The 17,734-nt window shown below is 67.7% G+C and carries 19 protein-coding genes; 8 read left to right on the forward strand and 11 right to left on the reverse strand.

Annotated elements, in window-relative coordinates:
* The 3 genes from tpiA to WB461_RS04040 are packed head-to-tail and all read left to right on the forward strand — an operon-like array spanning position 1 to position 1,409.
* On the forward strand, positions 1-804 hold the full coding sequence (tpiA, locus tag WB461_RS04030) for a triose-phosphate isomerase (RefSeq protein ID WP_423851432.1): 804 nt from the start codon (positions 1-3) through the stop codon (positions 802-804).
* Positions 805-819: 15 nt separating this feature from the next.
* Positions 820-1,056: a preprotein translocase subunit SecG gene (gene secG / locus WB461_RS04035; RefSeq protein ID WP_423851433.1), complete on the forward strand. Its 237-nt coding sequence runs from the start codon at positions 820-822 to the stop codon at positions 1,054-1,056.
* On the forward strand, positions 1,056-1,409 hold the full coding sequence (locus tag WB461_RS04040; RefSeq protein WP_423851434.1) for an RNA polymerase-binding protein RbpA: 354 nt from the start codon (positions 1,056-1,058) through the stop codon (positions 1,407-1,409). The genes secG and WB461_RS04040 overlap by 1 nt, the downstream gene beginning before the upstream one ends.
* Positions 1,410-1,435: 26 nt before the next feature.
* Here the strand turns inward: WB461_RS04040 and pgl are convergent, their stop codons facing one another.
* The 6 genes from pgl to tkt are packed head-to-tail and all read right to left on the reverse strand — an operon-like array spanning position 1,436 to position 9,443.
* Positions 1,436-2,137, reverse strand: a complete 702-nt coding sequence (pgl, locus tag WB461_RS04045; RefSeq protein ID WP_423851435.1) for a 6-phosphogluconolactonase — start codon at positions 2,135-2,137, stop codon at positions 1,436-1,438.
* Positions 2,134-3,036 carry a glucose-6-phosphate dehydrogenase assembly protein OpcA gene (locus WB461_RS04050; RefSeq protein WP_423851436.1) on the reverse strand — a complete coding sequence of 301 codons (903 nt, stop codon included), beginning with the start codon at positions 3,034-3,036 and terminating at the stop codon, positions 2,134-2,136. Before WB461_RS04050 ends, pgl begins: the two co-directional genes overlap by 4 nt.
* The gene (gene zwf, locus WB461_RS04055; protein WP_423851437.1) at positions 3,036-4,559 is read right to left on the reverse strand and encodes a glucose-6-phosphate dehydrogenase; all 1,524 of its coding nucleotides are present in this window, start codon (positions 4,557-4,559) and stop codon (positions 3,036-3,038) included. The genes WB461_RS04050 and zwf overlap by 1 nt, the downstream gene beginning before the upstream one ends.
* Positions 4,556-6,142: a glucose-6-phosphate isomerase gene (locus tag WB461_RS04060; RefSeq protein ID WP_423851438.1), complete on the reverse strand. Its 1,587-nt coding sequence runs from the start codon at positions 6,140-6,142 to the stop codon at positions 4,556-4,558. Before WB461_RS04060 ends, zwf begins: the two co-directional genes overlap by 4 nt.
* A 3-nt stretch (positions 6,143-6,145) precedes the next feature.
* On the reverse strand, positions 6,146-7,234 hold the full coding sequence (gene tal, locus WB461_RS04065) for a transaldolase (protein WP_423851439.1): 1,089 nt from the start codon (positions 7,232-7,234) through the stop codon (positions 6,146-6,148).
* Between the two features lie 31 nt (positions 7,235-7,265).
* Positions 7,266-9,443 carry a transketolase gene (gene tkt / locus WB461_RS04070; RefSeq protein ID WP_423851440.1) on the reverse strand — a complete coding sequence of 726 codons (2,178 nt, stop codon included), beginning with the start codon at positions 9,441-9,443 and terminating at the stop codon, positions 7,266-7,268.
* A gap of 102 nt (positions 9,444-9,545) precedes the next feature.
* On the opposite strand from tkt, the gene WB461_RS04075 reads away from it, so the two are divergent.
* The 4 genes from WB461_RS04075 to WB461_RS04090 are packed head-to-tail and all read left to right on the forward strand — an operon-like array spanning position 9,546 to position 12,374.
* Positions 9,546-10,475: a heme o synthase gene (locus tag WB461_RS04075; protein WP_423851450.1), complete on the forward strand. Its 930-nt coding sequence runs from the start codon at positions 9,546-9,548 to the stop codon at positions 10,473-10,475.
* Entirely contained in the window at positions 10,472-10,933 is a 462-nt protein-coding gene (locus WB461_RS04080) for a GNAT family N-acetyltransferase (RefSeq protein ID WP_423851441.1), read from the forward strand. Before WB461_RS04075 ends, WB461_RS04080 begins: the two co-directional genes overlap by 4 nt.
* 17 nt (positions 10,934-10,950) lie before the next feature.
* Positions 10,951-12,015: a hypothetical protein gene (locus WB461_RS04085; protein ID WP_423851442.1), complete on the forward strand. Its 1,065-nt coding sequence runs from the start codon at positions 10,951-10,953 to the stop codon at positions 12,013-12,015.
* Positions 12,012-12,374 carry a DUF1330 domain-containing protein gene (locus tag WB461_RS04090; RefSeq protein WP_423851443.1) on the forward strand — a complete coding sequence of 121 codons (363 nt, stop codon included), beginning with the start codon at positions 12,012-12,014 and terminating at the stop codon, positions 12,372-12,374. The genes WB461_RS04085 and WB461_RS04090 overlap by 4 nt, the downstream gene beginning before the upstream one ends.
* Here the strand turns inward: WB461_RS04090 and WB461_RS04095 are convergent.
* From WB461_RS04095 to WB461_RS04110, 4 genes are read right to left on the reverse strand one after another with little or no spacing between them, the layout of a single operon-like run.
* Complete coding sequence (locus WB461_RS04095; RefSeq protein WP_423851444.1) at positions 12,371-13,060, reverse strand: DUF6989 domain-containing protein; 690 nt, start codon at positions 13,058-13,060, stop codon at positions 12,371-12,373. The two genes, WB461_RS04090 and WB461_RS04095, sit on opposite strands and share 4 nt — an antisense overlap.
* Before the next feature lie 48 nt (positions 13,061-13,108).
* On the reverse strand, positions 13,109-14,029 hold the full coding sequence (locus WB461_RS04100) for a COX15/CtaA family protein (RefSeq protein ID WP_423851445.1): 921 nt from the start codon (positions 14,027-14,029) through the stop codon (positions 13,109-13,111).
* On the reverse strand, positions 14,026-14,805 hold the full coding sequence (locus WB461_RS04105) for an ABC transporter permease (protein ID WP_423851446.1): 780 nt from the start codon (positions 14,803-14,805) through the stop codon (positions 14,026-14,028). The genes WB461_RS04100 and WB461_RS04105 overlap by 4 nt, the downstream gene beginning before the upstream one ends.
* On the reverse strand, positions 14,802-15,722 hold the full coding sequence (locus tag WB461_RS04110; protein WP_423851447.1) for an ABC transporter ATP-binding protein: 921 nt from the start codon (positions 15,720-15,722) through the stop codon (positions 14,802-14,804). The genes WB461_RS04105 and WB461_RS04110 overlap by 4 nt, the downstream gene beginning before the upstream one ends.
* Positions 15,723-15,759: 37 nt before the next feature.
* On the opposite strand from WB461_RS04110, the gene WB461_RS04115 reads away from it, so the two are divergent.
* Entirely contained in the window at positions 15,760-16,845 is a 1,086-nt protein-coding gene (locus WB461_RS04115) for an ATP-dependent DNA ligase (RefSeq protein WP_423851448.1), read from the forward strand.
* Between the two features lie 9 nt (positions 16,846-16,854).
* Here WB461_RS04115 and WB461_RS04120 read toward each other — a convergent pair whose 3' ends face one another.
* Entirely contained in the window at positions 16,855-17,631 is a 777-nt protein-coding gene (locus tag WB461_RS04120) for a GTP pyrophosphokinase (protein ID WP_423851449.1), read from the reverse strand.
* Positions 17,632-17,734 lie beyond the last annotated feature (103 nt).

Below are 17,734 nucleotides of genomic sequence, written 5' to 3' on the forward strand. Positions count from 1 at the left end.
ATGGCCTCCGCACGCAAGCCACTGATGGCCGGCAACTGGAAGTCCAACCTCAATCACCAGGAGGCCGTGGTCCTCGTCCAGAAGCTCGCGTGGACACTGCAGGACAAGAAGCACGACTTCGACAAGGCGGAGGTCGTGGTGATCCCGCCCTTCACCGACCTGCGCAGCGTGCAGACGCTGATCGATGGCGACCACCTCGCCATCGGCTACGGCGCGCAGGACGTTTCTGAGCATGACGGCGGGGCGTACACCGGCGAGATCTCGGCAGCGATGCTGGCCAAGCTGGGGTGCTCGTACGTCGTGGTGGGTCACTCCGAACGGCGCGAGCACCACGACGAGAGCGATGAGCTGGTCAACATCAAGGCCGGCAAGGCCCTGGCTGCCGGCATGAGCCCGATCGTCTGCGTTGGCGAGGGTCTGGAGATCCGCCAGGCCGGCGACCACGTCGCGCACACGCTGGCGCAGGTCGACGGCTCGCTCGCCGGATTCACTGCCGAGGAGCTCGCTTCGGTGGTCATCGCCTACGAGCCGGTCTGGGCGATCGGCACCGGTGAGGTCGCCACCCCGGAAGACGCCCAGGAGGTCTGTGCGGCCATCCGTGGCCGGGTAGAGGAGACCTGGTCGCCCGAAGCGGCTGCTGCATTGCGTATCCTTTACGGCGGATCGGTCAAAGCGGCGAACATTGCCGCCATCATGGCGAAGTCGGACGTCGACGGAGCACTGGTTGGCGGTGCAAGCCTCCAAGCGGAGGAGTTCGCCGGAGTCGCTCGGTTCTATGCCATGCCGGACCTGTCCGGCGCCTGACAACGAAGGCCCAACGTGATTCTGACGTTCTCCGTACTCCTGTCGATCAGCAGCCTGCTGATGATCGTCCTGGTTCTGATGCACAAAGGTCGCGGGGGCGGCCTCTCCGACATGTTCGGTGGCGGTGTCTCCAGCTCGCTGGGTGGTTCCTCCGTGGCCGAGCGCAACCTTGACCGCATCACGGTCGGCATCGCCGTCGTCTGGGTCGTGTGCATCTTCGCGCTCGGCCTGCTCCTGAAGGTGAGCAACTAGTGGCAGCAGGCGCTATTCGGGGCAGCCGTATCGGCTCTGGCCCCATGGGTGAGGCAGAACGTGGCGAAGCCGCTCCGCGGCAGTTCGTGACCTTCTTCTGCATCAACAACCACACGACTGAGCTGCAGTTCGCGATCGAGGCCGAGGTGCCCGAGTCCTGGGACTGCCCTCGCTGCGGCATGCCCGCGAGCGTCGACGCGGACAACCGTCCCACGGCGAAGAAGATCGAGCCGTACAAGACCCACCTCGCGTACGTCAAGGAACGTCGATCCGAGACCGAGGCCGATGAGATCCTCAAAGAGGCCATCGATCTGTTGCGCACCAAGCGCAAGTCCGGCGAAGTAATCTTCTGACCCGCTGACGGGGGTCGATCCCTGCCTCAGCCCGTGAGATCGGAGGCGGCGGCCTCGTCGAGCAGCCAGACCGTCTCGGTGAGTCCATGGGCGCCGCGGGCTGGAGTGTCCTCGACGGAGCCATTGCCCAGCGCGCGAGCCACGGCAGCGGCCTTCTCGCCACCGGCGACCAGAAACCACACCGCGTCGCTGTGGTTGATCGCCGGGAAGGTCAGCGAGATCCGTACCGGCGGCGGCTTGGGGGAGTCGAACACCTCCACTGCCCGCCGGTGAGTTTCGTGCAGCTGTGCGAACCCGGGGAACAGCGACGCGACGTGGCCGTCCGGGCCCACACCCAGCAGCACCAGATCAAATGGCTCGGCCGGCAGCGTCGAGGCGTATTCGTCGGCCGCCTCGGCCGTGCTCAGGTCGCAACCATGCGCCGGGATGGCATGGATGCCCTCGGCAGGGACGCCCAGCCGCTCGAGGAACGCCTCGCGGGCCTGCTGGTCGTTGCGATCCGCGTGTCCGGCGGGGACGAAGCGCTCATCCCCCCAGTAGAAGTCGACCTGGGCCCAGTCGATCAGCTCGTTCTCGACCAGCCGGTACGCCTCCATCGCGATGGTCCCACCAGTCAGCACGATCCGCGGACGACGCCCCTGCGCCTGGATCAGGGCGATGCGTCCGCTCAGCCGCTCGGCGATCGCCTCGGCCAGGGCGGGGGCGTCCGGGTAGACCTCGGTGCTCACGAGTCCGCCAGCATGTGCGCGATGGTCGCTGCGTAGATGTCGTCGGCGTCGAGCCGCCGTAGGTCCTCGGCCAGCAGCTCGGCCAGACTCCGGGGGCCGAGCGGCACTTCCCGCGGCGACGAGCCGGGCACGCTGAAGTGGCACGAATGAGCCGTGATCCGCTCGATCTGCACGTCTCCGTCAGGTGTGTGGAGCACGACGGAGTGAATCTGCGGCGTGTCGACATGCTTGGTGGTGATCGAGACCTTGAGTCGGCTCTCGAGCCATGAGACGAGCAGCGTCGCGGCCGGATTCCCTCGGCCTGCCACGACGGTGCCACCGGAGACCCTGCCGCTGGACTGGTCGAGCGCCGCGGCCAGCAGCGCTCGCCATGGCGTGAGGCGGGTCCAGGACAGATCGGTGTCGCCGGGTTCGTAGTTCCGTGCGACGGACTTGAGCGACCTGATGGGGGAGTCGGTCGCCTCGGCGTCGGTCAGGCGGCGACGGGCCAGCTGCCCGATGGCGTCCTCGGATGGATTGGTCGGCGGCTTGCCCGGCCACCAGACGACGACAGGGGAGTCGGGCAGCAGCAGGGGGAGGACAACGGACTCCGCGTGCTTGGTCAGCTCGCCGGAGATGCGCAGCAGGATCGATTCGCCGGACGAGTTCTCCCCGACCCGGACCTTGGCGTTGAGCTGCGGCCCGCCTCGTCCGTCACCGAGAATCACGCCGATGACGCGCGAGGGATGTTCGCGCGAAAGCGTCGTCGCGGTCTTCAGCGCCTCGCTGACGTTGTGATCGTCGGTGACGACCAGCAGAGTCAGCACCATGTCCATCGCGGGACTGCCGGCAGCAACCCGGGCCTTGACCATCGCGCGTGCAATTCGCGACGAGTTGGTCTTCTCCAGTGCGATCTCCATCAGGGACGCCTCCAGGCCCGGCCATCACGCGCGAGCATCTTGTTGGCCGTCTCGGGACCCCAGGTGCCAGACGGGTAGGTGTCGATGGACTTCTGTCGGTCCCAGTGCTCGATCACCGGGTCGAGGATCTTCCACGACAGCTCGACCTCTTCGTGCTGCGGGAACAATGGGGGATCACCGAGCAGCACGTCGAGGATCAGCCGTTCGTAGGCCTCGGGGCTGCTCTCGACGAATGCCCCGCCGTAGGCGAAGTCCATGTTGACATCGCGTATCTCCATCGTGGTGCCGGGCACCTTGGCACCGAACCGCAGCGTCACGCCCTCGTCGGGCTGGATGCGCATCACCAGGGCGTTCTGGCCCAGCTCTTCGACGTCGTTCTTGCTGAACGGCTGGTGAGGGGCGCGCTTGAACACCACAGCGACCTCGGTGACGCGCCGCCCGAGGCGTTTGCCGGCGCGCAGGTAGAACGGGGTGCCGGCCCATCGTCGGGTCAGCACGTCGATCCGCATTGCGGCATAGGTTTCGGTCATCGAGGACTGCGGGATGCCGTCCTCCTCCTTGTAGCCCAGCACGTGCTCGCCGCCGGCCCAGCCGCCGACGTACTGCGCCCGTGCGGTGTGCAGGTCCATGCGTGCCGGCGGTCGGGCGTTGGCGAGGATCTTCTGCTTCTCGATGCGCAGCGACGAGGCGTTGAACGAGACTGGCTCCTCCATCGCGATCAGCGCCATGAGCTGGAGCAGGTGGTTCTGGATGACGTCGCGAGCCGCACCGATCCCGTCGTAGTAGCCTGCGCGCGATCCGATGCCGATGTCTTCGGCCATGGTGATCTGCACGTGGTCGACGTAGTGGTTGTTCCAGATCGGCTCGAACATCCCGTTGGCGAAACGGAACGCGAGGATGTTCTGGACCGTCTCCTTGCCGAGGTAGTGGTCGATGCGGAACACCGACTGTCGCGGGAAGACCTCGGCGACGATGCGGTTGAGCTCCTCGGCGGACTTCAGGTCGTGGCCGAACGGCTTCTCGATCACGACTCGGCGCCAGCCCCGCGGTGATTCGGCGAGGCCATGCTTCTTGATCTGTGACACCACGACCGGGAACAGTCCCGGTGGGATCGACAGGTAGAAGGCGTGATTGCCGCCCGTGCCCTGCTGCTCGTCGAGCTCGGCCATCGTGGTGCCGAGACGTTCCCAGGCCTCATCGTCGTCGAACTCGCCCGGCACGAAACGGATGCCGGCTGCCAGTTGCTTCCACACGGTCTCGCTCCATGGCGTGCGCGCACCGTCCTTGGCCGCCTGCTTGATCATGCTGGCGAACTCGCGCGTGCCGAAGTCGTGCCGTGCGAAGCCGACCAGCGCGAAACCGGGCGGCAGCAAGCCGCGATTGGCCAGGTCGTAGATCGCCGGGACGAGCTTCTTCTTGGCCAGGTCGCCGGTGACGCCGAACAGGATCAGGCTGCACGGCCCGGCAACTCGCGGCAGGCGCCGATCCTTGACATCGCGCAGCGGATTGTCGGTCAGGCTCATCTGTCCCTCCCCAGGACGTCGCGCAGGGTCTCCAGGCCTTGTGGCACGTCATGCAGATGCAGGCGAAGCACCGGTCGACCGTGCTCTCTCAGGACCTCGGCGTCCCCCGCGGCCTGGGAATCGATGAACGAGCCGAAGGTGAAGTCCCGCCCCGGGACGGCCAGGTCCTCGACCGGTTCTCCGGTGATCTGCAGGAAGACACCATTGGGCGTGCCGCCCTTGTGGTACTGCCCGGTGGAGTGCAGGAACCTGGGCGCCCACCCGAAGGTGACAGGGCGCCCCACGCGCTCGGCGAGCGTCTCGCGCACGCCGGCGAAGTCAGCGTGCGTCACCCGGTCGAGATAGACCTGCACCGACAGGTAGCCGTGCTCCAGATCGATCTGCTCGAGCAGCGCGCGGACAGCTCCGTCCACGGTCGATCCCGTCCCGAAGATGTCGATGCCGTCGTCGGTCGCATCGGCAGCCGGCTCTTCGCCCCCACCGGACAGCAGCTCACGCGCCGCCGCCTTGGCGCTCTCGACGTCGGGTTGGTCGAACGGGTCGATCCCGATGATGCGTCCAGCGATCACCACCGCGGTCTCCCACAGGAGCATCTGGGCGCCCAGCTCGGCCTCGATCGCCGCGGAGTAGCCGGACTGAGCCTCCGGGGGGCTGTCGCTGCCGATCGACACCAAGATCGAGTCGGCACTGCTGGGATTGAAGTTGACTGCGTTCTCGAACGGGACGACGACCGGCAGAATGCCCAGCCCTTCCTTGCCGGTCGACTCCGCGACGAGCTGCTCGATCCAGTTGCCGACACCGTGCCGGGTCTGGTCGGCGATGACCAGCTTGTCGACGCGATGTTGGTTGGCGGCGCCCATCAGGATGCCAAGACGCAACGCCGGATTGTCGGTTTTGTCGGCGAACAGGGCCGCGGAGGCCGTGTCAGCGGAGTCCAGGAGAGCACCGATGTCGGCGCCGGCCAGGCCGCTGGGCACGAGCCCGAAGGCGGTGAGCGCAGAGTAGCGTCCGCCCACGTGCGGATCGGCTCGAAAGACCCGGTAGCCGGCGCTGCTGGCCTCCTCGTCCAGTGGTGAGCCGGGATCGGTGACCACGATGATTCGCTCGGCCGGATCGATGCCTGCATCGGTGAAGGCCTGCTCGTACGCCCGGCGCTGGCTGTCGGTCTCGACGGTGCCGCCGGACTTGCTGGAGACCACGACGACGGTGCGTTCGAGTCGGTCGGTGACGGCCGCGCGCACCATGTCTGGCTGTGAGGAGTCCAGCACGGTCAGCGGGACGCCGGCCTGGTCGCAGATGACCTCGGGCGCCAGGGACGACCCGCCCATGCCACAGAGCACGACGTGGTCGAGACCCCGTGCCGTGAGCTGACTGCGAAGCTCGGCGATCTCGGCCACGAGTGGCCGAGAGGCGGTGGCGAGCTGCGTCCAGCTGAGTCGAATCTTTGCCTCTGACACTGCCTCAGGGCCCCACAAGGTGGGGTCCTGATTCTCGATGCGCGACGCGACACGCTTCTCGATCGCGTCGCGCAGGAGGGTGTCGAACTGGTTCTGATCGGGGATGCTGAGCGCCAGCGCGATCACCGGTCAGGCCTTGTCGATCTCGGCGCTGACTGTCTCGAGCAGCTCGTTCCACGACGTCTCGAACTTCTCGAGGCCCTCGTTCTCGAGCTTCTCGACCACCTCGTCGTAGGAGATGCCCTGGGCCTCGAGGTCGGCGATCACCTGACGGGCAGCGTCATACGTCCCGTGGACCGTGTCGCCGCTGACCTCGCCATGATCGGCGAAGGCCTGCAGCGTCTTCTCCGGCATCGTGTTGACGGTGTTGTCGACGACGAGCTCGCTGACGTACATGGTGTCGGGATACGCCGGGTCCTTGACCCCGGTCGAGGCCCACAGCGGACGCTGCGGGTTCGCGCCCTTGGCGGCGAGAGCCGCGAACCGATCCGATCCGAACACCTCCTCGTATGCCTCATAGGCCAGGCGGGCGTTTGCGATCGCCGCCTTGCCGCGCAGCGGGCTGTCCTCGTCGAGGCGGCCGTCGACCTCAGAGTCGACCCGGCTGACGAAGAACGACGCCACCGAGTAGATGGATGACAGGTCGTGATCGCTGGCAGCGGCCTGCTCCAGACCGTAGAGGTAGGCATCCATCACACCGCGGTAGCGATCCAGCGAGAAGATCAGCGTCACGTTGACGCTGATCCCGTCGGCGATCGTCGCGGCGATGGCGGGCAGGCCCTCGACCGTGGCGGGAATCTTGATCAACAGGTTGGGCCGATCGACCCGGTCCCACAGGCGTCTGGCTAGCGCCACCGTCGCGTCGGTGTCCCTGGCGAGGTCGGGGTCGACCTCGATCGACACCCGACCGTCGACTCCTCCGGTGGCGTCGTAGACCGGTCGGAGGATGTCGCAGCCTTGCTGCACGTCGGTCGTCGTGAGCTCGAAGACAGTCGTCGTGAGATCGGAGCCCGACTCCTTGAGCGTCTTGACCTGATCGGCGTACCGCTCACCCTCGGCGATGGCAGAAGCAAAGATCGTGGGATTTGTGGTGACCCCGACGATTCCGGAGTCGGCGACCAGCGACGCGAGATTTCCCGTCTCGATGCGCTCGCGGGACAGGTCATCAAGCCAGATCGAGACGCCTGCGTCGGCGAGAGCCTGCAGTCGGTCATTCATGGTGTCTCCTTGAGAGTTCGAGCTGTGGCGATCAGTGGGTCTTGGGTGCATCGGGGTTGTCGCCGGGACCGACCGGACCCGCGGGCCGGGCGTGGAACGGCGCGAGAGGCTCGCCTGCCGCTGCCTCGATCGAGTCCTTGGCCGCCGCGACGACGGCCTCGGCGGTGATCGAGAACTTGTCGTACAACGTGGCGTAGTCCGCCGACGCTCCGTAGTGCTCCAGACTCACGATGCGGCCTGCATCGCCCACGACGTCCCGCCAGCCGAGTGCGATGGCCGCCTCGACGGCGACGCGAGCCCGCAGAGCAGGTGGGATGACGCTGTCGCGGTAGTCCGAGTCCTGCTGCTCGAACCACTCACGGCACGGCATCGACACCACGCGAGCGGAGATGCCCTCGCTGGCGAGCTGTTCACGAGCAGCAACCGCGAGCTGCACCTCCGAGCCGGTGCCGACCAGGATCACGTCCGGTTCGCCATCGGTGTCGAGCAGCACGTACGCACCCTTGGCCGTGAGCTCAGCCGACGCATATCCATCCGTGTCCCGCGGGAACGTCGGCAGGTTCTGCCGGCTGAGTGCCAGCGCGGATGGACGGTCGGTCAGACCGAGGATCGTTCGCCAGGCCACGACCGTCTCGTTGGCATCGGCCGGTCGGATGACGTCCAGACCGGGGATGGCGCGCAGCGCAGCGAGGTGCTCGACCGGCTGGTGGGTCGGACCGTCCTCGCCGAGACCGATCGAGTCATGCGTCCACACGTAGGTGACCGGCAGCTCCTGCAGAGCGGCGAGCCGTACGGCTGGGCGCATGTAGTCGCTGAACACGAGGAACGTGCCGCCGTACGGGCGAGTGAGTCCGTGCTGGACCATGCCGTTCATGATCGCGCCCATGGCGTGCTCGCGAATGCCGAAGTGCAGCACCCGGCCGTACCAGGTGCCGGTGAACTTGTCGGTGGAGTGTTCAGGCGGGAGGAACGACGGCTCGCCCTCGGGAGTGGTGTTGTTGGATCCGGCGAGGTCGGCCGATCCACCCCACAGCTCAGGCAGGTGGGGGGCGGCCGCCGTGAGGAAGGCTCCCGAGGCGACGCGGGTGGCGACACCCTTGGCATCGGCTTCGTACGTCGGCAGATCGGCGTCCCAGCCAGTCGGGAGCTCGCGCTTGGAGAGCCGCTCGAACAGCGCCGCACCGTCCGGTGAAGCCGTGGCCCAGGCATCGAACGTCTTCTGCCACTTCGCGTGGGCGTCGGCGCCACGCTCGCGGACCTGGTGGGTGTGCGCGAGGACGTCGTCATCGACGATGAAGGTCTTGTCGGGATCGAAGCCGAGCAGCTCCTTGGTGGCGCGGATCTCGTCATCACCCAGCGCGGAGCCGTGCGAGCCACCCGTGCCCTGGGCCGTCGGGGCAGGCCACGCGATGATCGTGCGCAGGCCGATGAAGCTCGGCCGGTCGGTGACCTCGGCGGCGGCCTGGTAGGCGTCCCACAGGGCCTGCACGTCCTCGACGTACTCAGTCCCGCCATTGGTCCAGTCGACGGTCTGGACGTGCCAGCCGTAGGCCTCGTAGCGGGCCGCGACGTCTTCGGTGAAGGCGACGTCGGTGTCGTCCTCGATCGAGATCTTGTTGTCGTCCCACAGCACCGTCAGGTTGCCCAGCTTCTGGTGCCCGGCAAGCGAGGAGGCCTCGCCGGAGACCCCTTCCTGCAGGTCGCCGTCCGAGCAGATGACGAAGACGCGATGGTCGAACGGACTTTCTCCGGCGGCGGTGGCCGGGTCGAGCAGTCCCCGCTCGCGTCGAGCGGCCATGGCCATGCCGACCGCGTTGGCGACGCCCTGGCCCAACGGGCCGGTGGTGACCTCGACGCCGGGAGTGTGGCTGTACTCGGGGTGTCCGGGGGTCTGACTGCCCCACGTCCGCAGGCTCTTGAGGTCGTCGAGCGTCATGGGGTAGCCCGACAGGTAGAGCTGGATGTACTGCGTGAGGCTCGAGTGGCCGCAGGACAGGACGAACCGGTCCCGGCCCGGCCAGTGCGGATCGGCCGGATCGTGGCGCAGCAGATGCTGGTAGTGCAGGTAGGCCACGGGTGCCAGGCTCATCGCCGTGCCGGGATGTCCGTTGCCGACCTTCTGCACGGCGTCGGCGGCCAACAGCCGCACGGTGTCCACGGCCTTCTTGTCGAGGTCTGTCCACTCCAGAGCGGGAGATTCTGACGTCACAGTTGTGACTCCTGATCGTCGTTCGAGGGTCGGTGTCCGGTGGCTTCGCAGGCCGCCACGACGAGCCTACTCGTGTCCTTTAGACTGCTCCACGTGAACGTCGTGGATGCGAAGGCTGCCAGCACTTCTGGCGTTCCCACCTCTGTGCCGTTCAACGACGTGGTCAAGTCGTACGTCGCGCTGACCAAGCCGCGCATCATCGAGCTGCTGCTGCTGACCACGGTCCCGATCATGTTCCTCGCCCAGCAGGGTGTGCCTTCGGGGTGGCTGGTCGCGGCGACCGTCGTGGGGGGCACGCTGTCCGCCGGCAGCGCTAATGCTCTCAACTGCGTCGTCGACGCCGACATCGACCAGCTGATGCGACGCACCGCCCGGCGCCCGCTGCCCCGCCACCAGGTCGGCAGCCTCGGCGCGCTGGTCTTCGGTCTCCTTCTGGGCGTCGTCTCGACGGTCTGGCTGTGGACCCTGGTCAACCCGCTGTCATCGATGCTGGCGCTGGCCGCGAACGTGTTCTACGTCGTCGGTTACACCATGATCCTGAAGCGCCGCACGACCCAGAACATCGTGTGGGGCGGAGCCGCCGGCTGCTTCCCGGCGCTGATCGGTTGGACCGCCGTGACCAACGAGCTGGCCTGGGCGCCGGTCGTCATGTTCATGGTGGTGTTCTTCTGGACCCCACCGCACTTTTGGGCCCTGGCGATGCGCTACCGCGAGGACTATGCCGCGGCCAGCGTCCCGATGCTTCCGTCGGTCACGACGTCGGCCGAGGTCGCCAAGCAGATCGTCGTCTACTCCTGGGTCATGTTCGGCACCTCGCTCCTGCTGTGGCCCATCGCGCCGACCGGCTGGTTCTATCCGGCCGTCGCCATCACGCTGGGCATCGTCTTCCTGATCGAGGCGTACGACCTCAAGTCGCGCGCTCTCGACACCGAGGACCTGGCCGTGATCAAGCCGATGCGCCTGTTCCACTTCTCCAACGCATATCTCGCACTGCTGTTCGTCGCCGCGGCGGTCGATCCGTTCCTCCGGTGACCGGTTCTGCATCGGTTCGCCGTATCGGTCCCGATGACTGGGCCGACTGGCGGCTCCTGCGGCAGCGCTCGCTGAGCGAGGACCCCGGAGCGTTCTCCTCCTCCACGAAGATGTGGAGCGGCGATCTCGACACCGAGCAGCGGTGGCGCGACCGGATCGCCGATGGCCCGTGCTTCATCGCCTACGTCGACGATGTTCCGGTCGCCATGGTGGCCGGCAGGGAGGTTGACACCACCGCCGAGCTGATCTCGATGTGGGTCGCCCCCGAGGTCCGACGACGCCACCTTGGCTCAGCCCTGATCGAGGCGGTCGTCACCTGGAGCGGCGGTCGGACGCTCAGCCTGCGAGTCATGGACGGCAACCGGCCGGCGATCGCTGCGTACCAGCGGCACGGTTTCGTGCTCGAGAACTGCGGGGCCGACTCCGAAGGCTGCCAACGGATGCTCCGCCACGCCTGAGTGCGTACGCTGGCCCGGTGACTGCCCCGGCCCACCGACTCGTCGCTTCTGCGCCCCGGGCTGGGCTCACGGAACGGTTCTTCGGGGGATTCAGGAGGGTCGGGCTGCGTGGGGTGCTGGCCGATCTCAACCGCACCGGATCCCTGGCCGACGTCCCCGGAGCAGCGCCGGTCGTCGGCATGGCCTGGCGGGCGGACGACGCAACCACCGCCCGGTGGTACCCGCAGGGCATCACGACCTCCGCGGACGCCTACGGGGCCGAGGCAAGCGGCGGGATGTTCGAGGGACACAACGTCGTCGTGGTCAGCTGGTACGGCCACGGGTGGATGGGCTGGCTCAACCTCGGGGCCAGGATCTCGGTGATCGACTGGACCGACGAGGCCCCCAGCTACCGACACGTGCTGCTGACCGAGCCTCGGCGGATCGGCTGGTTCCACCGGTTGCGTCCTGTCCGGGTCCACGCTGGCGGAATCGTCTGGTACGGGAAGCACCTCTTTGTGGCGGGCAGCTCGCAGGGCATCAGGGTGTTCCGGCTCGACGACATCGTCCGGGTCCGCAACCGGATCCGAACCAAGGGCTATCGCTACGTCCTGCCGCAGCACACGGACTACCACGCCCAGCACGATGAGGGCGTCGGTCGCATGACGTACTCCTTCATGTCCTTGGACCGGGCGGGGGAGGACCACCTGGTGGCTGGGGAGTACGGCCGCAAGAACGGGAGCCACCGGCTGATCCGCTACCCGATCGACCGAAAGACCCAGCTGCTCGCCAGCGACGAGCGGGGCTGGTCGGTTCCGACCGAGCTGCACGATCGACAGATCGCCCGCATGCAGGGCGCCGTCATCGCCGACGGCACGTGGTTCGTGACCTCCAGCAACGGGGAGGACGTCCCGGGGGATCTCTGGTCCGGGCAGCCCGGGCAATACACTCGCCATCGCCACGTGCTGCCGACCGGTCCCGAGGACATCACCTACCTGCCACAGCGACGGCAGCTCTGGTCGTTGACCGAGTGGCCGGGGCGCCGCTGGGTCTACGCCATCGACGCCAACCGCTGGCACACCGGACGAGAGGACAAGACATGAGCATCGATCCCACCGGGGCCGACCTGAAGCGATACCTGCAGGAGGATCAGGGTGGTCCTGTCGTGATGCTCAACCTGCTGCGGTTCGCGGAGGGCGGCCGACCGTCCTACGACGAGTACGCGGCTCAGATCGTGCCGTTCCTGGACAAGGTCGGCGCCCATGTCGTCTACCTCGGCGACACCTCGACGGCCCTCGTGGCGCCGGACTCCCACGACTGGGACGCCGTGCTGCTGGTGAGCTACCCGAGTCGCGCTGCGTTCAGTCGCATGGTCGCCGACCCGAACTACCAGCAGATCACCCGCCTGCGCACCGAAGCGCTGTCCGAGGCCGTCCTGCAGGCGACCACACCGCGCGGCTAGACGAGTCGCCAGCCGGCGACGTCGATGAGGAAGTGGCTCAGGACCAACGCCCCCAGATAGAACGTCGAGACTGCCAGCGCCGCCCCGATGCGGATCGGGACGCCTCGGCTACGGGTGGCGATGAAGGCTGTCGCAGCGGCCCACCCGAGTGCGGCCTCAGCGGGGACGACGCAGATCGCGACGCCGAGCAGCTGGTGGGTGTCGCCGGTCGGCTCCCACAGTCCGACGTAGGGCGCGAGGACCTCGCTACCGAGAAAGATGATCGCGGCCAACCCGGCGGCGCGTGCCGGCCGGGCGCCGCTCAGCGCCACGGCTGCGAACAGCGGTGCTATCCACATTCCGGCCATCGCGAGCGGGATGACATCGTCGACCCGCAGCCCGCCGGTGTCCGGGAAGCGCAGCGTCCCGACCAGGTCGGCGAGCACCCAGTCCGGCAGCAGCTGGAACGCTGACACGGCGGTGAGGAAGCTCGCCAGCGCGACGAGGTCGGGCCGACCGGCACGCCAGCAGGCCCACGGCAGAGCCACGGCGTAGCCGACGACGGTCGCCAGCACCGCCCAGCCCTGGGACGGCGCGTCGAGCGAGAGCGCCGCCGCTCCGGCGACGAGCAGCCCGATGTGGACGACCAGCACGGGCGCCAGGACAGCGAGAGCTCGATCGGACGGGGTCGCGGTGTCGACGGGCATCCGGACAACCTAGGGGCGAGGTCGATCGGAAGCAACGACCGGGCCGTGTCAGCGGGCCCGTGGGGCCTCTGCGCCAGATGACTCCGCCGGAGCCCCGGTGCGCGACGGGTCGGACATGACGATGACCAGGAGCCAGGTGCCGGCTGCGACCAGGACGGAGGCACCGACGAGATGGATCGCGACCAGGACGATCGGCAGGTCGGTGAAGTACTGGGCAAAGCCGATCGTGCCCTGCGCCAGCTCTGCGACCAGCAGCACCGCAGCGGCGCTGGCTGCGGCGGTTCCGCGCAGGCGCAGGTAGCAACCAACGGTGAGCGCGACGAGCACGTACACCGAGACGGCGTGCACATGACTCATGACCTGCGGGTCGAGGCCGTTGCGCGGCGCCGCGACGTCGCCGGCATGCGGGCCGCTGCCCGTCACCACGGTGCCGAGGTAGACCACGGCCCACAGCACGGCGTACGTCGAGACAACAATCCTTCCCGTCAGGGCGGACGTCGCGGCGAGTGCGGAGCCGCGGACGCGCAGGACCAGCAGCACCGACGCCGCCACCAGCAGCATCGACAGGATCAGGTGCAGCGAGACGATCCACGGGTTGAGGTTGGTCAGCACCGTGATACCGCCAATGACGCCCTGGAAAGGCACCCCGAGCGCGATCAGGAGGGCCAGCCGGCGCAGCTCGCGCGTCGAGGCGGACCAGCGCCACACGGCGACGAGTGTCGCGATGACGACGGCAATCAGGACGTACGTCAACATTCGGTTGCCGAACTCGATGACGCCATGAACCCCGAGGGCGCGGTGGGGCACGAAGGAGTCGTCGGTGCAGCGTGGCCAGGTCGGGCAACCGAGGCCCGAGCCGGTCAGTCGAACCAAGCCGCCGGTCAGCACGATCACGGAGTTGGCCACCACGGCCGCCCAGGCCCATCGCTCGACGGCCGTACTGCTGGGAGATCGCAGGCTGGTCGTCATTCCCACTTGAAGGTCCTGGAGACTCCGAGCCCACAGCAAACGGCCCACGCGATCAGCACGATGATGGAGAATGCGCCCGGACCGTCACCGGCGAAGGTGTCCCGCAGCCCCTGCCCGAGCGCACCCGAGGGCAGCAGCTCCAGGAGGTGGCGCGCTGCGCCGGGATACCGGCTCAGCGGCACGAGCAGGCCGCCACCGACGAGCAGCAGGACGTAGACCAGGTTGGCGACCGCCAACGTTGCCTCGGCACGGAGCGTGCCCGCGATCAGAAGGCCGAGAGCGCCAAAGGCGGCCGTGCCGAGCACCGCCAGCAACGCCATCTGCCCGAACGCCGTCAGGCCTCCGTGCGGGTCCCAGCCGAGAGCGAGGCCCACGAGCGACAGCAGGGTGAGCTGGGCGATCTCGACGACCGCGATCGCGCCGATCTTGCCCCCCATGAGCCCCCAACGTGGCAACGGGGACGCGCCGAGCCGCTTGATGACGCCGTAGCGCCGTTCGAAGCCTGTTGCGATCGCGAGCGAGGTGAACGAGGTCGACAGGACCGCCAGCGCCAGGATGCCAGGCGTGATGATGTCGATCGGCCGGCCGGGACCCAGGTCGACGACCTTGTTGGAGTGGGTGCCCAGCACCAGCAGGAGCAACGGGATCACCAGGGTCAGCAGCAGCTGCTCGCCGTTGCGCGTCAGCAGCCGTAGTTCCATCGAGATCTGCGAGCGCAGCATCGCAGCCCGGGGCGCTGCGCCGGGTCGGGGGGAAAGATCGAGCGCAGAGGTCACCGCAGGGCCTTCCCCGTCAGCTCGAGGAAGCGGTCCTCGAGGGTCTGTCGTTCGACCAGGACCGATTCGGTCAGAACTCCCTGGGCCGCGCACCAGGCCGAGAGGGTCGCCAGCAGGGCGGGGTCGACGTCGCCCGCAATGACGTACGCGCCGGGGCCCACCTCGTCGACCTTGGTGTCATGGGGCAGCGCCAACATCAAGCTCTCCAGGTCCAGACCCGGGCGAGCCGCGAAACGGACGGTGTTCTTGGCGCCGGAAGCAGCGAGGGCCTGCGGCGTGCCCGAGGCGATGACCCGGCCCGCGTCAACGATGTGCACCTGGTCCGAGAGCGTCTCGGCCTCGTCCATGAAGTGTGTCGTGAGGACTGTCGTGACGCCGCTGTCACGCAGCTCTGCAATGAGCTCCCACGTGCCGCGACGGGCCTGCGGATCGAGTCCGGCGGTCGGCTCGTCGAGGAACAGCAGCTCGGGACGTCCGACGACGGCCATCGCGAGGCTCAGGCGCTGCTGCTGCCCACCGGAGAGTCGGCGGTACGGGGTCGAGCCGTAGTTCTGCATCCCGAGCCGCTCGATCAGTGCGTGGACGTCCAGGGGATGGGCGTGCAGCGAAGCGATGTGGCGCAGCATCTCGTATGCCCGGGCGCCTGACCAGGCGCCGCCGGACTGCAGCATGACGCCGACCCGGGGCTTGAGTCGTGCGCCGTCAGCGATCGGGTCGAGCCCCAGGACGCGAACCGAACCGCTGTGGGGGACCCGGAAGCCCTCACACGTCTCGATCGTCGTGGTCTTGCCGGCACCGTTGGGGCCGAGGATCGCGGTGACCGTGCCGGGCTCGATGGTCAGGGTGAGCCCGTCGACGGCGGTGATCGAGCCATATCGCATGACGAGATCGATGACCTCGACGGCGGGCTGATTCACCTGATCAGTGTAGGCGGCGGCCTTTAGTGTGTTGACCATGGATCTGCCAGTCATGCCCCCACTGCGACCCATGCTGGCGAAGTCGGTCAAAGGCGTGCCTGCTGCCGACTCGGTCGAGGGCGGGCTCTCCTACGAACCAAAGTGGGACGGCTTCCGGTGCATCGTGTTCCGCGATGGCGACGAGATCGAGCTCGCGAGCCGTTCGACCAAGTCCCTCACCCGCTACTTTCCCGAGATCGTCGAGGCGATCCGAGCCGAGACCCCACCGCGGTGCGTGCTGGACGGAGAGATTTTCCTCGCGATCGACCGACGCCTTGACTTCGATGCGCTCTCGCAGCGGATCCACCCCGCGGCGTCTCGCGTCTCGATGCTGTCGGTGGAGACCCCCGCTTCATTCGTCGCGTTCGACCTGCTGGCCCTGGGTGACGAGTCGTTCGTCGATGAGCCATTCTCCCAGCGCCGGGCCGCGCTGGAGGAGGCGCTGGCCGGCGCGGGCGACCGGATCCACGTGACTCGCACGACGACCGATGCGGCCGTCGCCCAGGAGTGGTTCGGGATCTTCGAGGGGGCCGGGCTCGACGGGGTCGTCGCCAAGCCGCTGGCCCGGGCCTACGCGCCCAATGGTCGGACGATGCTCAAGATCAAGCACTCCCGCACGGCTGACGTGGTCGTTGCGGGCTACCGACTGCACAAGACCTCGACCGCCGAGCGGCCGTTGCTGGGCTCACTGCTGCTGGGGCTCCATGCCGCCGACGGTCACCTGCAGCACGTGGGCGTCGCGGCGTCCTTCACCGAGGTTCGCAGGGCCGAGCTGATCGATGAGCTTGCTCCGCTGGTCGTCGACGCGGCCGATCACCCATGGGGTCGTTGGCGGGAGGCCGATGCGCAGGCGGGCTCGCGGCTGCCGGGTGGTCAGAGCCGATGGTCCGGCACCAAGGACCTGTCCTTCGTGACGCTGGCTCCGACCAGGGTCGCCGAGGTCGGCTACGAGCACATGGAGGGCGACCGGTTCAGGCACACTGCCCAGTTCAAGCGTTGGCGCGCCGACCGGGAACCCGAGTCGTGCACGTACGAGCAGCTGGAGGAGGTCGCGAGGTACGACCTCGCCCAGGTCCTCACCTGACGAGGATGCTCAGAGCTTGATGTGGCGGAGGCGCTCCACGAAGTCCGCGTCCGGTATCGCGCTGGTGTGTGTCGTCAGGTCTTGCTTGAGCTCTGCTGGGAGCTCGCCGGCAGTCTTGACCTCGGTGTGCAGCCGTTCCATCGTCGCGTCGAGCTCGCAGGCCCGCTCAGCAGCGTCCTTGAGCCCGTCCAGGAGGGACTGCGGCACGTCCTCGCGGTACTTGTAGTGAATCTTGTGCTCGAGGCTGGCCCAGAAATCCATCGCGATGGTGCGCAGCTGCACCTCGACGAGCACTGGCACCTCGCCGTCGCTGAGGAACACCGGCACCTCGATCAGGGCGTGCAGGCTGCGGTATCCGTTGGGCTTGGGTCTGGCGATGTAGTCGCGTACCTCCACGACGCGCACATCGGACTGGCCGGCCAACAGGTCGAACACCGTGTAGACGTCCGACACGAAGCTGCACGTGACCCGGACGCCGGCGATGTCGGTGATCCGCTCGGCTACCGATTCGAAGGTCTTTTCGCACCCCTTGCGAGTCATCTTCTCGACTATCGACTCAGCACTCTTGAGCCGTGATGTCACTTGTTCGATCGGGCTGGTGTCGTGCAGGTGGGCGAACTCATCACGCAGGATCGACAGCTTGGTGACGATCTCCTCCGTGCCGAACTGGTAGCGCATCATGAAGCGGGTGAAATCCTGGCGCTGCTGCTCGTCCTCCGCTGGGCCATCACTCCGGGGTCGCTCGAGGAGTCGTCCGAGATCCAGTTGTGTCGGCGTGGGGTCCACGGACCCACTGTAAGCAGGTGTCACTGATCCACCGCGATGCCGTCCCACCCACCGAGCGGTGCGTCAGCCACCTGTCCTATCCCCGAATAGGTGGCTCAGCCAC

Origin of the sequence: Aeromicrobium sp., assembly GCF_049587115.1 — a bacterium.
Classification (GTDB): domain Bacteria; phylum Actinomycetota; class Actinomycetes; order Propionibacteriales; family Nocardioidaceae; genus Aeromicrobium.